This window comes from Actinomyces sp. oral taxon 175 str. F0384, from assembly GCF_000223355.1.
Classification (GTDB): Bacteria; Actinomycetota; Actinomycetes; order Actinomycetales; family Actinomycetaceae; genus Actinomyces; species Actinomyces oris.
Genome location: NZ_AFUR01000006.1, coordinates 323,408 through 337,882, shown reverse-complemented (window position 1 = coordinate 337,882; position 14,475 = coordinate 323,408). Strand labels below are relative to the sequence as shown.

At 71.6% G+C, this 14,475-nt stretch carries 12 protein-coding genes; 6 read left to right on the top strand and 6 right to left on the bottom strand.

The window, feature by feature from the left end:
* Positions 1-72 precede the first annotated feature (72 nt).
* Genes HMPREF9058_RS10035 through HMPREF9058_RS10025 form a run of 3 tightly spaced genes read left to right on the top strand, consistent with a single transcriptional unit; the run spans position 73 to position 4,333 of the window.
* Positions 73-1,254: a membrane protein gene (locus HMPREF9058_RS10035; protein WP_009747819.1), complete on the top strand. Its 1,182-nt coding sequence runs from the start codon at positions 73-75 to the stop codon at positions 1,252-1,254.
* Complete coding sequence (locus tag HMPREF9058_RS10030) at positions 1,251-2,654, top strand: hypothetical protein (RefSeq protein WP_009747719.1); 1,404 nt, start codon at positions 1,251-1,253, stop codon at positions 2,652-2,654. Before HMPREF9058_RS10035 ends, HMPREF9058_RS10030 begins: the two co-directional genes overlap by 4 nt.
* A complete protein-coding gene (locus HMPREF9058_RS10025) occupies positions 2,651-4,333 on the top strand; it encodes a multicopper oxidase domain-containing protein (RefSeq protein WP_009407286.1) in 1,683 nt (560 codons plus the stop codon). Before HMPREF9058_RS10030 ends, HMPREF9058_RS10025 begins: the two co-directional genes overlap by 4 nt.
* 137 nt (positions 4,334-4,470) lie before the next feature.
* Here the strand turns inward: HMPREF9058_RS10025 and HMPREF9058_RS10020 are convergent, their stop codons facing one another.
* The 5 genes from HMPREF9058_RS10020 to HMPREF9058_RS10000 all read right to left on the bottom strand — a co-directional run bounded on the left by HMPREF9058_RS10020 (position 4,471) and on the right by HMPREF9058_RS10000 (position 11,044).
* Positions 4,471-5,202 (bottom strand): metalloregulator ArsR/SmtB family transcription factor, encoded by a 732-nt coding sequence (locus HMPREF9058_RS10020; protein WP_009406985.1) that lies wholly within the window; start codon positions 5,200-5,202, stop codon positions 4,471-4,473.
* A gap of 261 nt (positions 5,203-5,463) precedes the next feature.
* Positions 5,464-6,582 (bottom strand): ribosome small subunit-dependent GTPase A, encoded by a 1,119-nt coding sequence (rsgA, locus tag HMPREF9058_RS10015; protein ID WP_009747768.1) that lies wholly within the window; start codon positions 6,580-6,582, stop codon positions 5,464-5,466.
* Entirely contained in the window at positions 6,582-8,048 is a 1,467-nt protein-coding gene (aroA, locus tag HMPREF9058_RS10010) for a 3-phosphoshikimate 1-carboxyvinyltransferase (protein WP_009747808.1), read from the bottom strand. The genes rsgA and aroA overlap by 1 nt, the downstream gene beginning before the upstream one ends.
* Positions 8,045-10,321: an NADP-dependent isocitrate dehydrogenase gene (locus tag HMPREF9058_RS10005; RefSeq protein ID WP_009407132.1), complete on the bottom strand. Its 2,277-nt coding sequence runs from the start codon at positions 10,319-10,321 to the stop codon at positions 8,045-8,047. The genes aroA and HMPREF9058_RS10005 overlap by 4 nt, the downstream gene beginning before the upstream one ends.
* Positions 10,322-10,543: 222 nt before the next feature.
* Positions 10,544-11,044 (bottom strand): DoxX family protein, encoded by a 501-nt coding sequence (locus tag HMPREF9058_RS10000; RefSeq protein ID WP_009407349.1) that lies wholly within the window; start codon positions 11,042-11,044, stop codon positions 10,544-10,546.
* A gap of 368 nt (positions 11,045-11,412) precedes the next feature.
* On the opposite strand from HMPREF9058_RS10000, the gene HMPREF9058_RS09995 reads away from it, so the two are divergent.
* The 3 genes from HMPREF9058_RS09995 (at position 11,413) to HMPREF9058_RS09985 (ending at position 13,776) form a co-directional block, all read left to right on the top strand.
* Complete coding sequence (locus HMPREF9058_RS09995; protein WP_010613374.1) at positions 11,413-12,081, top strand: sigma-70 family RNA polymerase sigma factor; 669 nt, start codon at positions 11,413-11,415, stop codon at positions 12,079-12,081.
* Positions 12,078-12,515 carry a mycothiol system anti-sigma-R factor gene (gene rsrA / locus HMPREF9058_RS09990; RefSeq protein WP_043538152.1) on the top strand — a complete coding sequence of 146 codons (438 nt, stop codon included), beginning with the start codon at positions 12,078-12,080 and terminating at the stop codon, positions 12,513-12,515. Before HMPREF9058_RS09995 ends, rsrA begins: the two co-directional genes overlap by 4 nt.
* Positions 12,516-13,041: 526 nt before the next feature.
* Positions 13,042-13,776, top strand: coding sequence for a YitT family protein (locus HMPREF9058_RS09985; protein WP_009407393.1), 735 nt, complete (start codon positions 13,042-13,044; stop codon positions 13,774-13,776).
* An 18-nt stretch (positions 13,777-13,794) separates the two neighbouring features.
* On the opposite strand, the gene HMPREF9058_RS09980 is transcribed toward HMPREF9058_RS09985, so the two are convergent.
* A complete protein-coding gene (locus HMPREF9058_RS09980) occupies positions 13,795-14,388 on the bottom strand; it encodes a GDSL-type esterase/lipase family protein (RefSeq protein WP_003785741.1) in 594 nt (197 codons plus the stop codon).
* Positions 14,389-14,475: the final 87 nt, after the last annotated feature.

Here is a 14,475-nt window from a genome sequence, read left to right as displayed (position 1 = left end):
TCGTCTATGAAGTTTCTGTCGATGTGAGTGCGTGGTGCGTGGGTTTGCGGCGCCGTTGGATACGGTTGGTCCGTGGAGACGGACCGACTCAGCCGGGCGCTGACCAGCCGCGTGGCGCCGCGCCTGGTGGCCCTGGCCCTGGGGGCCGCCTGCATCCTCATGGGACTCAACGCCGCCCTCCTGCGCCTCAGCCTGCCGGCCCCCGTCAACGGGGCCGAGCTGGCGGCGCTCCACGGCCCCCTCATGCTCGTCGGCTTCCTGGGGACCGTCATCGCCCTGGAACGGGCGGTCGCCGCCCGCACCCCCTGGGCCTTCCTCGCCCCCCTGGGAAGTGCCGCGGGCTGCCTGGCCCTCCTGGCCGGTGCCCCCGACGTTGTCGGCCGGGGACTCGTGGCCGGCGCCGCCGGCGTCCTGTGCGCCATCTACCTGCGGGTTCACCGCCGCGCCCCCAGCGCCGCCGTCGACGTCGAGGCCATGGGCGGGGCCGCCCTCCTGCTGGGGGACGTCCTGTGGCTGGGTGGGCGCGGCATGGAGGACGTCGTCCCGCTGTGGCTGCTCTTCCCCACGCTCACCATCATCGGCGAGCGCCTGGAGCTGGCCCGCATCGCCTTCCTCGACGAGATGGTGGAGACCGTCGTCGAGGCGCTCTCCGGCGCGGCGGTCCTGGGTGCCTGCCTGTTGCTCATCGCACCGGGCTCCCACCTCGTGGTTGGCCCGGCCCTGCTGGGACTGGCCGTCGTCATGGCCTACTACGACGTCGCCCGACGCACGGTCCGCCTGCGCGGCGGGGTGCGCTTCATGGCGGCCTCCATGCTCGCCGGCTACGTGTGGCTCGCCCTCGCCGGGGCGGTCTGGTCGCTGTGGGGCCTGCAGGGCCTGAACGGGGCCGCCTACGAGATCGTCATCCACTGCATCACGGTGGGCTTCGCCTTCTCCATGATCCTGGCCCACGCCCCGGTCATCATCCCCGCGATCGTCCACCGGGCCCTGCCCTACCACCGGCTCATGTGGCTGCCCTACGTTCTGCTGCACGCCGGCCTGGTGGTGCGCGTCGTCGGCCTGCTGGCGGAGGCCTCCGCGGTCTGGAAGGTCGGCGGTGCTGTGGGAGTGGCGGCGATCCTCGTCTTCATGGTCCTCACCCTGGGGCGCGTCCTGACCTCCGGCAGCATCCGCAAGCCGGTCCGGGTCGGACCGCCGGATGCGGCCGCGGCATCCGGATCGACGACGTCGCAGACGGGAGGTAGCCCCGCATGAGCCTGTCCATCGGTTCTCCCGGTACCGGATCCGCCCCCCGGCCCGGCTCGCTTCCCGGCCCCGGACGCGTAAGCGGCCCGGGCCGTCCGGCCAAGAAGCCCTCCCGGCGCACCACCCAGGTACGTCGCAACGCCCTGGTCATGGCCTGGCTGCTCATTGCCGCGGTCCTGGCGGCCCTGACCATCGTGGGCCCGCTGGTCTCCTGGGGAACCTGGCTGCCTCTGCACGCCCTGCTCCTGGGCGGGATCGGCAGCGCCATCACCATCTGGTCCGCCCACTTCGCCGACACCCTCCTGCACCGCCCGGCTCTGGGTGGTGCGGCCCTCCTGGATACGCGCCTCTACGCCCACAGCCTCGGTACCGCCGTCGTGCTCACCGGCATCACCATGGGCCAGCAGGTGGTGGCGCTCGTCGGGGCGGGTATCGTCATGGCCCAGGCCATTGCGGGTGTCGTGGCCATCACCGTGCAGTACCGCAGGGCCATCGCCCCGCGCCTGGCATCCCTGGCCCTCCACTACGCCGTCGCCCTGGTCCTGCTGGCCACCGGTGCGCTCCTGGGCTTCCTCATCTCCTGGTCCAACGCCCACGGGCGCTCCGCCCTGGCCGACGGCTTCTACCTGGCCCACACGACCACCATGCTGCTGGGCTTCGTGGGCACCACGGTCCTGGGCACGCTCACGGTCCTGTGGCCCACGATGCTGCGCACCCCCATGGAGCCGGTCGCACCGCGCTGGACCACTCGCGGCCTGCCCTATCTCGTGGGCGGCACCGCGCTGGTGGCCGCCTGCGGGCTGTGGCCGCCCCTGGCGGGTCTGGGCACCCTGGTCTACCTCGGTGGTGCCTGCGCCGTCCTTGTGCCCGCCTACCGCACCGCCCGCCGGGTCCCGCCGACCTCCTTCGCCACGGCCTCCGCCACGGCCTCGGTGGCCTGGTTCGTCGGCTGCGTCGCCATCCTGGGGGCCCGCATGGCACTGGCCGACGACGCCGCTGCCTCCCGCCAGGTCATCCACTCCCTGCGCCTGCCCCTGGCGGCAGGCTTCGCCTTGCAGATCCTCGTGGCGGCCCTGAGCTACCTCACCCCGGTGATGCTCGGCGGCGGCCCCGCGGCCACCCGGGCCACCAACGCGATCATGGACCGCTTCGCCGCCTACCGGGTCACCGCAGCCAACGCCTGCCTCCTGCTGGCGCTCTACCCGGGGGCGCCCTGGCAGGTGCGCGTCGTCGCCGGTGCCCTGGCCGCACTGGTGACCTCCTACCTGCTGGCAGGCATGATCCTCAGCCTGCGCGAGGTCTCCCAGCGCAAGCGCCCGCCGCGTACCCCACGCACCCCGGCCGACGCCGCCACCACCTCCGACCCCGCGGGCCACCGGTCCGCCCAGCCCCGAAGGGGAACCCGATGACGAAGACGTCCGACGCACAGGCACCATCCCCTGATGAGGCCGCCGCTCCCGAGTCTGCCGGCGCTGAGAACGCCCCTTCTCAGGACGCTGCCTCCCAGGAGACCGAGAGCAGCGGCGCCGGCATTGCGGCTCAGGCCCCCGGCGACACTGCTGGGCGCGCGGCGACGGGCGCCGGCAAGCCCGAGGGCGCCCACCGTCGAGCGGTGACGGCCGGTACCGCCCCCGCCATCGACCGCAACCGCCGGCCCCTGACCAGCGGGGCCGGCCCGACGGCGGGAGACGGGACTGCCGCACCGTCCTCGGGCGGCCTGCTCCAGTCCGCCGACCGCCGCGGCGTTCTCATGGGGCTGCTCACCGCCGGAGCGGCCGTCGTCGTCGGCAGCGTCATCGGCAACCGGGGTCAGGGCGGAACCACCCAGGACGTCACGCCCACCGGCAACACCGTCAATGCCACCATCACGGTGGAGGGCCTGCGGTTCGTGCCGGACACGGTCGACGTCACCCCCGGAGACCGGCTCGTCATCACCCTGGACAACACCGCCGACCAGGTCCACGACCTCGTCCTGGCCACCGGCCAGACCACCGGACGCATCGCCGCCAGAGCCAAGGGCACCCTCGACGCCGGCATCGTCGCGGGCCCGATCGAGGGCTGGTGCTCCATCGCCGGCCACCGCGCCCAGGGCATGGTCTTCCACGTCACCGCGGGCGGGGCGGCCGCCGGCGCCCACCAGCACGGCGGTGGCCAGAGCAAGCCGGCCGGCTCCGGCAAGGACGCGGTTCCCGACTACTCGGCCCAGCTGCCCGCAGGTTTCAAGGCCTTCGACGCCGCCCTGCCACCGGCCCCCACCAGTCCCGACGGCGGTCCCATGACCCACCGGCACACCTTCACCGTCAAGGAGCAGGTCATGCCGGTCGGCGCCGGTGTCACCCAGCGGCGCCTGACCTTCAACGGGCAGGTCCCCGGCCCCGTCCTGCGCGGCAAGGTAGGGGACACCTTCGAGATCACCCTGGTCAACGATGGCACGATGAGCCACTCCCTGGACTTCCACGCCGGGATCACCCCGCCCGATCAGGCGATGCGCTCGATCAACCCCGGGGAGTCCCTCGTCTACACCTTCACGGCCCAGCACTCGGGGATCTGGCTCTACCACTGCTCCACCTCGCCGATGAGCCTGCACCTGGCCGCCGGCATGCACGGGGCCGTCATCATCGACCCGCCGGGGCTGCCGGCCGTGGACCGCGAGTACGTCATCGTCGCCTCCGAGGTCTACCTCGGTCCCGAGGGCGGTGAGCCCAACACGGACAAGATCGCCGCCAAGACCCCCGACCTCATGACCTTCAATGGGGTGGCCTTCCAGTACCACCAGCAGCCGCTCAAGGCCAAGGTCGGGGAGCGCGTGCGCTTCTGGGTCATGGCCGCCGGGCCCTCTCTTCCGACGTCGTTCCACGCCGTCGGCCTGCAGTTCGACCAGGTCTTCTTCGAGGGGGCCTGGACCCTGGGCGGCCCGAACCGGATCGGGGCCGCCTGGTCCGGCGGCTCCCAGGCTCTCGGCCTGCAGCCGGCCCAGGGTGGATTCGTCGAGTGCGTCGCCTCCGAGCCGGGACACTACGTGTTCGTGACGCACTCCTTCGCCGACATGGAGAAGGGCGCTCACGGCGTCCTGGAGGTCACCGCCTGAACCGCGGGCGCCTCAGACCAGGGCTCGTAGCACCACCGAATGCCACTTCGGCCCCGGGCGACTGTGCCCGGGGCCGAAGCCTTGCGATCTCAGAAGTGGTGGACGGGTGGACAGGTGGTGCGGTCGGGGCCGAGCGCTCAGGCGACGTCGGCGTGGACGATCTTGAGATCCGGCTCCGTGTCGACGGGCTGAGCCGAGCTGATCTGGCAGCCGTCAGGACCGTTGGGCAGGAACTTGAGACGCTCGTAGGCGGCCGGGTCGGGGCCGACGACGGCCCGGAGGAAACCCTCGTGCATGGTGCACACCAGGTCGCGCGGCTGGTGGTTGCGGGTGATGAGCGGGCAGGAGCGCAGGACGACGCTGTCTCCGGAAACCTCTGGGGCGAAGCCCATGACCGCCAGGTAGGGGATGAGGGCGGTGACCCGGTCCACCTGCTCGCCGTCGACCGTGGGCTCAGCGATGGTGCCGGGGGTCAGCTCGGCCCACCGGCGACCGATCTCCAGAGCGGTGGCGCGGGCGTCCTCGCCCTCGCCCAGGGTGTCGGCGATCGCGTCGAGCAGCAGCAGGTAGGCGTCGACCATCTGCTGGGGGTCGGGTGCCGTTGAGGCGTAGCGCAGGGCCGGGCGGCCCCGCTTGCCCGTCGGCTTGGTGGACACCGTGACGAACCCGGCGTCAACCAGGGCGTCGAGGTGCTCACGGACGGTGTTGTGGTGCAGGTTGAGGGCGCTGGCGACCTGAACGGCCGTCATCGCGTCGTTAGAAGCCTCCACGACCTCCAGGACGCGCCGGCGCGCCGCAGAGAGGTTGGCGCGTGCGGACAGGTCGCCCAGGGCGGGACGTGGAAGCGAAGGGGTCGGACGGTTGTGCATGTCCTGAGACTAACGCGCTTTCGCTTGTGGGAACCGTCAAAATCGGTGTGTAGTTGAATCCTGCAACGGCTACGTGATGTGACTTTTAGCACACCGTGTCCAATAGTGGTTCTGGCGGAACGTGAAAAAAGTCAGTATTGACGCCGTTTTTGCCGGGTCGTCGCCCTGTTCCAGGGCAAACGACTCTCAGGGTTATAGGGCCTACTGTCGACGAAACTGTGACGTGCCCGGAAGGGCTCTGCGCGCGCCGTCGGGAGTGCTTCAGGGGCGGGTGGGGTCCTCGGCCTCCAGTGAGGGGGCCAGCAGCCGGCGGAAGGATTCCACCCTCGCGCGCCGCTCCCCAGGTGAGGTTGAGGCTCCCGGTGCGTTCGGCCCGTCCGCTGCGCCAGTCCAGGCATCCAGGGCGCAGTCGACGACGCCGTCCTCGTGGGTGCACCCGCGCGGACAGTCCTCGGCCACGCGGGCCAGGTCCGGAAAGCCCCTCAGGACGTCGGCGCTGCCGACGTGGGAAACCCCGAAAGAACGCACGCCGGGGGTGTCGATGACCCAGCCGCCCCCGGGCAGTTCGAGGGCCTGAAGGCTGGTGGAGGTGTGGCGGCCCCGGCCGGTGACCTCGTTGACGTGTCCGGTGGCGCGGTCGGCGCCGGGCACGAGTGCGTTGATGAGCGTGGACTTGCCGACCCCTGAGTGGCCCACGAGGACTGAGACGGTGCCGTCGAGCACCTGGCGGACCGCCTCGACGCCGTCGTCGGGCCTCTCGTCGCCGCTCTGGGAGGGGGCGGCTTCGGGCCCATGGGGGTCCAGTCGGGTGGCCAGGCAGCGCACGCCCAGGGGGCTGTAGAGGTCCGTCAGCGGAGCGGCGTCGGCCAGGTCGGTCTTGGTGAGCACGATGAGCGGCTCCATGCCGGCGTCGTAGGCGGCCACGAGGTATCGGTCGATCATGCGTGGGCGCGGCTCGGGGTCGGCCACGGCGGTGACGATGACGAGCTTGGCGGCGTTGGCGACGATCGGCCTCTCGGTGCCGGCGGCGTCCCCGTCCTCGGCGCTGCGGCGCAGCAGGGTGGTGCGCTCCTCGATGCGGACCATGCGCGCCAGGGTGCCTTTGCGGCCGCTGGTGTCCCCGACCACGGCGACCCGGTCGCCGACGACGACCTTGCCCCGCCCCAGCTCGCGGGCCTTCATGGCGGTGATGTTGCCGATGGAGTCCTCGGTGAGGCTTGGGTCGTCCAGGCGGATCCGGTAGTGGCCGCGGTCGATGCGGGTGACCATGCCCAGGGCCGCGTCGGCGTGGCTGGGGCGCTGCTTGGTGCGCGGGCGCGAGCCCCGGCCGGGGCGGACCCTCACACGCGGGTCGTCAGTGCCGATGTCGCGGCGGGCCATCAGGCGCCATCTCCCGGGGCTGCGGGCTCGCGGTGCGATGCGGTGGCGAGTCCGCTACCGCCCTCACCGGAGGTGGCCAGCATGGCGGCCCACAGGTCCGTGAAGCCGGGCAGCGTCTTGGAGGTGCACTCGACGTCGTCCAGGCTCACCCCGTCCACACTCAAGCCGATGATGGCGGCGAAGGTCGCCATCCGGTGGTCCGCGTAGGAGCGCAGCGCGGCACCGTGCAGCGGGGCGGGGCGAATGACGAGCCCGTCGTCGCTCTCCTCGGCGTCCCCGCCCAGGAGGCGGATCTGGGTGGCCAGGGCCGCCAGGCGGTCGGTCTCGTGCCCGCGCAGGTGCGCGATGCCGGTGAGGGTGCTGGTGTGGCCCTGCGCCCCGGCAAGCGCTGCCAGGGCCGCTACCGTGGGGGCCAGCTCGCCGACGTCGGACAGGTCCGCGTGGATCCCGGTCAGCCGCCCGGTGCCGCTGGCCGTGAGCAGTCCGTCGGTGAGTGCCACTTTCCCGCCCAGGCGGGGGAGGAGCTCGCGCCAGGCGTCACCGGCCTGGGTCGTGGCCGCCGGCCAGTGGGGGACGCTGACCCGGCCACCGGCCACGAGGGCGGCCGCCAGGAAGGGACCTGCGTTGGACAGGTCCGGCTCGATGGCCACCTGCCCGCCGCGCGGGCGACCGGGGTGGACCCGCCAGGTGCGCTCGCCGTCACCGGCCCCGAGGGCAGGCTCGTCCACGGCGATGCCCCGCTCGCGCAGCGTCGCCACTGTCATGCCCACATGCGTCAGTGAGGGCACCGGCCCGGTGGGGGTGAGCTCCAGGCCGCCGGGCAGGATGGCGCCCAGGAGCAGGAGGGCGGAGACGAACTGGGAGGAGGCCGAGCCGTCGACCGCCACCCGAGCACCCTCGGCTCGTAGGAGGGCACCGCCGCCGGGGCCGACTCGGAAGGGTAGGAAGCCGGGCTCACCGAGGTGGGTGACCTCCGCACCCAGGGTGGCCAGCGCGTCGAGCAGAGGCGCCATGGGGCGGCGCCGGGCGGCCTCATCCCCGTCGAAGACGACTGGGGCGTCGGCCAGCGCGGCCAGAGCGGGCACGAAGCGCATGACGGTCCCGGCCAGGCCGACGTCGATGCGTCCGACGCCGTCGGATCCGGTCTGCACGTGCAGCGGCAGGGGAGCCGGCGTGACGCGCAGGCGCGTGCCGGTCTCGTCGAGGTTCTCGAAGCGGGCACCGAGCACGCTCAGGGCAGCGAGCATGAGCTCGGTGTCGCGCGAGCGCAGGAGCCCGGTGAGCGTCGTCGGCGCGTCAGCGAGCGCGGCCAGGAGCAGGGCCCGCGCGCTCAGCGACTTCGACCCCGGCAGCTCCACGACGGCCTCCAGCGCCCCCGCCGCCGCCGGCGCCCGCCACGGCTCGGCCGATCCGGCCGAAAGGGCCGCATGGACGCCAGGGCCGGCGGCGCCGGGGGCATCGGTCATGCCAGGGCCTCAATGACCGCGTTGAGGGTGGTCGAGGGTCGCATGGCGGCGTCGGTCAGGGCCGCATCGGGGCGGTAGTAGCCGCCGATGTCCACCGGGGAGCCCTGGACGGCCAGCAGCTCGTCCTGGATCGTGTCATTGAAGGCCTCGAGCTGCTGGGCGATCGGGGAGAAGACGGCGGCGAGCTCGGGGCTGGTCTCCTGCGCGGCCAGCTCGCGGGCCCAGTACAGGGCCAGCCAGGCGTGCGAGCCGCGGTTGTCGACCTGCCCCAGGCGGCGTGCCGGGGAGCGGTTCTCCTCCAGCAGCCGGGCCGTGGCGGCCTCCAGGGCGTCGGCCAGGACCTCGGCGCGCTCGTTGCCGCTGACCTGGGCCACGTGGTGGAAGGCCTCAGCCAGGGCCAGGAACTCACCCAGGGAGTCCCAGCGCAGGTAGTCCTCCTCGAGGAGCTGACGCACGTGCTTGGGGGCCGAGCCCCCGGCCCCGGTCTCATAGAGGCCGCCGCCATTCATCAGCGGCACCACCGAGAGCATCTTGGCGCTCGTGCCCAGCTCGAGGATGGGGAAGAGGTCCGTGTTGTAGTCGCGCAGCACGTTGCCGGTCACCGAGATCGTGTCCTCGCCGCGGCGGGCGCGCTCCAGGGACAGGCGCGTGGCCGCCACCGGGTCCAGCACGCGGATGTCCAGGCCCTCGGTGTCCTCATCTGCCAAGTAACGATTCACCAGGTCGATGAGGACGGCGTCGTGCCCGCGCTCGGGGTCCAGCCAGAAGACGGCCGGGGCGCCGGTGGCCCGGGCCCGCGTGACCGCCAGGTGCACCCAGTCGCGCACGGGGGCGTCCTGCGTGGTGCAGGCCCGCCAGATGTCGCCGGTGGCCACCTCGTGGGACAGCAGCACCGCACCGGGCGCAGCGCCCGCCCCCTCGACCACGACGACCTCCACGGTGCCGTCGGCCGGGATGAGGAAGGTCTTGTCGTGGCTGCCGTACTCCTCGGCCTTGCGGGCCATGAGACCCACATTGGGCACCGAGCCCATGGTGGCCGGGTCCAGAGCCCCGTGGGCGCGGCAGTCATCGATGACGGCCTGGTAGACCCCGGCGTAGGAGGAGTCCGGGATGACGGCGAGCGTGTCCGAGGTCTGGCCATCCGGCCCCCACAGGTGGCCGCCGGCCCGGATCATGGCGGGCATGGAGGCGTCGATGATGACGTCACTGGGCACGTGCAGGTTCGTGATGCCGCGATCGGAGTCCACCATGGACAGGCGCGGTCCGGCGGCCAGCTCGGCCTCGATGGCGGCGCGGATCTCCTCGCCCTGGGGCAGCGAGTCCAGCCCCGCCAGGATCGAGGCCAGCCCGTCCTCGGCCCGCAGACCCGCCTCGGCCAGGACCCTCCCGTAGGTGGAGAAGACCCCCGGCAGGGCGGCGCGCACCGCGTGACCGAAGATGATCGGGTCGGAGACCTTCATCATCGTGGCCTTGAGGTGCACCGACAGCAGCAGGTCCTCATCCTTGGCGGCGGACACCTGCTGGGCGAGGAACTCATCCAGGGCGGCGGCACTCATGAAGGTGGCGTCCACGACCTCCCCGGCGGTCACCGGCAGCGACTCCCGCAGGATGATCGGCTCGCCGCCGTCGGCCGGGCGCAACCGGATCTGCAGGGTGCCGGCCTCGGGCACGACGACGCTGCGCTCATTGCGCCGGAAGTCCCCGGCCCCCATCGTGGCCACGCGGGTGCGCGACTGGGGCGACCAGGCCCCCATCGAGTGCGGGTGGGAGCGGGCGTAGGCCTTGACGGCCGCCGGGGCGCGCCGGTCCGAGTTGCCCTCACGCAGGACGGGGTTGACAGCGCTGCCCTTGACGGCGTCGTAGGCGGCGCGCGCCTCGTGCTCGGCGGGCGTGGCCGGGGAGTCGGGGTAGTCGGGGATCTCGTGGCCCAGGGCCTGAAGCTCGGCGATGGCGGCCTTGAGCTGGGGCAGGGAGGCCGAGATGTTGGGCAGCTTGATGATCGTGGCCGCCGGGGACTGGGTGAGCCCACCCAGGCGGGCCAGGTCGTCGTCGGCCAGGGAGAATGCCGCCAGGATGCGTCCCGCCAGCGAGATGTCCGCCGTGCCCACGCTCACGCCCGCCCGCTGGGCGAAGCCGCGCACGATCGGCAGGAAAGAGTGGGTCGCCAGCATCGGGGCCTCATCGGTCCAGGTGTAGATGATGTCGGGCTGGTCAGCCTGCTCCGACTGGGATGACTGGCTTGCCTGAGCCGGCTGGGCGGACTGGACGGTCATGAGTGCTCCCTAGCGTGTCGATGACGTGTCTGCGCGTGGTGGTCAGTGGTGCGGGCGCGTGCGCGCGCCGCGACCGGTCGGAAGTGGACCGGGGCGAGAGTAGCCGCCGCCTGTGACGCCCAGGTGACAGGTGCCGGGGCGCTGCGGGCGAAGGTGGAGATGGGTCGACGTCGTACCCGGGCTCGGAGCCAACGGGTGACGACCGATGCCGACCAGGGTGACTCAGGCAGTCACGTAGCGCTGCTGAACGGCCTCGTTGGCGGCCTGCATCGCCTCGCGCTGCTGACGTGCGTTGCGCACCTGCCAGGCCAGGGACGGCCTGCCCTGACGGTCCACGGCGGCCAGCGCGAGCCCAGCCCCCAGGGCGGCCCCGCGCAGCAGCCCGGAGAGGGCCTCCTTGCGGGCCTGCGTCCCTTTCACCGCCCAGACGGGGTTGTTGACCACGGTCAGGGGCACATTGAGGGCCGCCAGGATGGTGGCGTTCGTACGGGGCGCCCGCCCGGCGGCCAGCCCCAGCCCGGCCACGAGGCTCACGGCACCCGAGGCGCGGGTGAGCAGCCGGGCGTCGGAGGCCAGCACGGGCGGCAGACCGACCCGCTCCAGCGTCGGGGCGACCTTCTCGAACTTCTCCACATGGCGCGACGGGCGCACCAGGGCGTCGAGTCCATCGACGATGAAGGGCGCGGCGAGCATGGGGCGGGCGAAGGAGCGCAGAATGTTCATGCCCCCATCCTGACCTACGCGGGCGGCTCGGGCCAGCGATATCGCTGCTCGAACGTGGTGCGCGCCTCGCTCAGCGCGGACGGGGAATGAAATCGGGGCGCCATCGTGTTGGCCGAGACATGAGCATCCAGCAGCCGATCGCGTCGCCGCCGAGCCGGACCGCCCGCCGGCGGGGCGCACCGCCGAACGGGCCGCGCGGCCGCCGAGAGCGGCCCGGCAGGCAGGACCGGCGCCGTCGGCCCCGGGATCTGCCGGGACGACCCGCCACGATGACCGGGATGATGACCGAGACGATGACTCAGACGATGACCAAGGCTCGTGGCGTCGGTCGGGCCGAAGACTCCCCGGGCGCGTTAGGCTCGTGGCTGATGACGGACATCGACGACCACACTGATGAGATCACCCTGGATGAGGTGATCGATCCTGACGATGGCGCGCGCGATCTGGACCGGGCGCCGGCCGATGAGGACGAGGCCGCCCGGGCCGCCCGCTTCGAGGCCGAGGCCCTGCCCTACCTGGACCAGCTCTACGGCGCCGCCCTGCGCATGACCCGCAACCGGGCCGATGCCGAGGACCTCGTGCAGGACGCCTACGCCAAGGCCTTCGGCTCCTTCCACCAGTACCGGCCCGGCACCAACCTCAAGGCCTGGCTCTACCGGATCCTGACCAACACCTTCATCAACTCCTACCGCAAGAAGCAGCGCGAGCCGCTTCAGTCCGACGCGGAGACGGTCGAGGACTGGCAGCTGCACCGGGCCGCCTCCCACGACTCGGTGGGGCTGCCCAGCGCGGAGAACCTCGCCCTGGACGCCCTGCCGGACTCTGACATCAAGGACGCCCTGGGCCAGCTCACCGAGGACCGGCGCCTGGCCGTCTACCTGGCGGACGTGGAGGGCTTCTCCTACAAGGAGATCGCCGAGATCATGGACACGCCCATCGGGACCGTCATGTCCCGGCTGCACCGAGGTCGCCGCCAGCTGCGCGAGCTGCTGGCCGACTACGCCCGAGAGTACGGATATGGGGAGGAGGAGAAATGACAGACCGCATGGAATCGGGAACCCCCGGTGACAACAGCGCCGATCCCACCAAGGGCCCCAAGACGGCGGATGGCTCCCAGGACTGCTCCTGCGCCGAGGCCCGCGCCCACCTGGAGGCCTTCCTCGACCGTGAGTGCACCGCCGACCTGGCCGAGCGCCTCGCCCAGCACGTGGCCACTTGCTCGCACTGCTCCCGCCTCGCTGACGCCGAGACCCACTTGCGGGAGATCCTGCGCTCGCGGTGCGCCGAGCAGGCCCCTCCCGAGCTGCGCGCCCGGGTCCTGGGGCGCCTGTCGGCCCTGCGTGCCACCGCGGTGAGCGTGACGACGACGTCGACCACGACTCGGACCCAGGCCTCCGCCTCCGGGCGGGTCGTGCGCGTCGTGGAGTCCCGGGTCGAGTCCTCCCGGACCGTCCGCTTCGAGCACGACTGAGGGAGCAGCCGGGCCCCGGCTGTGACGTGCGCCGACGTGTGGTCGCCTTCACCGGCTGGTCAGCGGCGCCAGACTGGCCCAGGCGCGCCGCCGTGTGCGAGAATCAGCGGCGTTCCGTGCCCCCTCGTGGGGCGAGTCAAGACACGAGGAGGCAGTGATGAGCAAGCGCGGTCGTAAGCGTCGTGCACGCGCCAAGTCCAGCGCCAACCACGGCAAGCGTCCCAACGCCTGAGCCGGGTAGCGCACTGAGCGCAACGCCCTGAGACATAGCAGACGTCGGCCGGTCACCACTGTGGTGACCGGCCGACGTCGTTCTTGAGCCGTCCCGGAACTGTCCTGGTCAGGCACCGATTCGCACTCACAGCCTGGGTCCTTCGGCCTTGACGGTGATGAGACGGTGAGGTGTGAGCCGCGGGACATGGCCTGATTCGTGGTGAGGGGGCACTGTCCAGCCTCTCACCGAGAAACCCGGTGGTGTCTCGTGGGTATGGCCTTGCCGGCTCCTCCTCAACGACGGCGGTGTGACATGAACCTGAGGAACCTGACAGCACCAGACCAGTGGACACTCTCTGACAACTCGCTCCTGCGGCGCATCCTCGTGTGCTTCCTGGGGGAGGTAATCACGGCGGTCGGGATCGCGATCTGCCTGGAGGGCAAGAGCGGCGTCGACCCGTTCACCGCCTTCCTCCAGGGCATCTCCCACGTCTCTGGGATCTCCTTCGCGGCGATCGTCCCGATCGTCAACATCATTATGCTGATCCTCGTCTTCCCCTTCGACCGGTCCATCTTCGGCCTGGGGACAGTCATCAACTTCACCGTCGTGGGTGTCCTCGTGGACTACTTCCGCCCGATCTACCGCAGCTTCTTCCATGTCGAGTACTCCTTCGGCAGCATGCTGCTCCACCTGGCGATCGGGCTGCCGCTGTTCTGCCTGGGAGTCTCCATGTACATCACCTGCGACCTGGGCCAGTGCCCTTATGACGGGATCGCGCCCTCGCTCAGGCGGCACTTCCCGCGCTACAGCTACCGCGTCTACCGGCTGGTTCAGGACATCGTCACAATCTTCCTGGCCCTGCTCCTGATCAGGTTCGACCTCTCGCTGGGCATCGTCGCCCTGGGTACGGTCATCATGGGCTTCTTCATCGGCCCCATCGTCGGTTTCTTCAACAACCACGTCTCCAACCGCCTGGTGGGGATCAGCGGCGACATCTTCGCCGTCGCCGAGTCGTCGTCTGACGAAGGCTCCCCAGCGCCTGCCTGACCGGCGGGTATCGAGGCCTCAGGACTCGGGGCGCTCGACGCCGAGCCACTCGTACCAGCCGCGGTGCAGCACCAGCCAGGCCAGCAGACCGTAGCCGGCCTGGCCCGGGTGCGTGCCGCCGGCGGCGGCGACGTCCGCCGTCCACTGCTCGTGGTTGCGCAGCGGCTCGAAGGCGTCCACGTAGGGCACGTTGCGCCGCAGGCACACCTCCTCGGCGGCCTGGGACAGCTGGGCGGTGGCATCGGGGTCGGCCTCCGGTAGGGGAGGGGGCCCGACGACGAAGCACTCGCGGTGGTCGGAGGCGGCGGTGTCGAGGATATTGGCCAGGGCCAGGCGTGAGCGGGCGTAGGAGATGCCGGCGAGCACGTCGGCCACGCCTAGCCCCACGACGAGCCGGTTGATGCCGGTGTGTGTGGAGCGGCGGGCCACCTCGGGGCCCCAGCGGTCGGACATCTGCGCCGTCGTCTCACCGGGAACCGCCAGGGAGGTCCACAGGATGTCGGCGTCCCGGGGCGTGCGGGCCATGACCCGGCCCGTCCATCCCAGGGCGCGCCCGTCACCATGACCGGCCACCAGCTCGTCACCGATGAAGCTCAGCCTCGTCTCACGCATGACAGCGCCTCCTCATGCCTCATGATCCCTCATGCTGTCTTGACATTATCGTGACCTTGCGTTGTAACGGTGGAGGCTGACGGCATT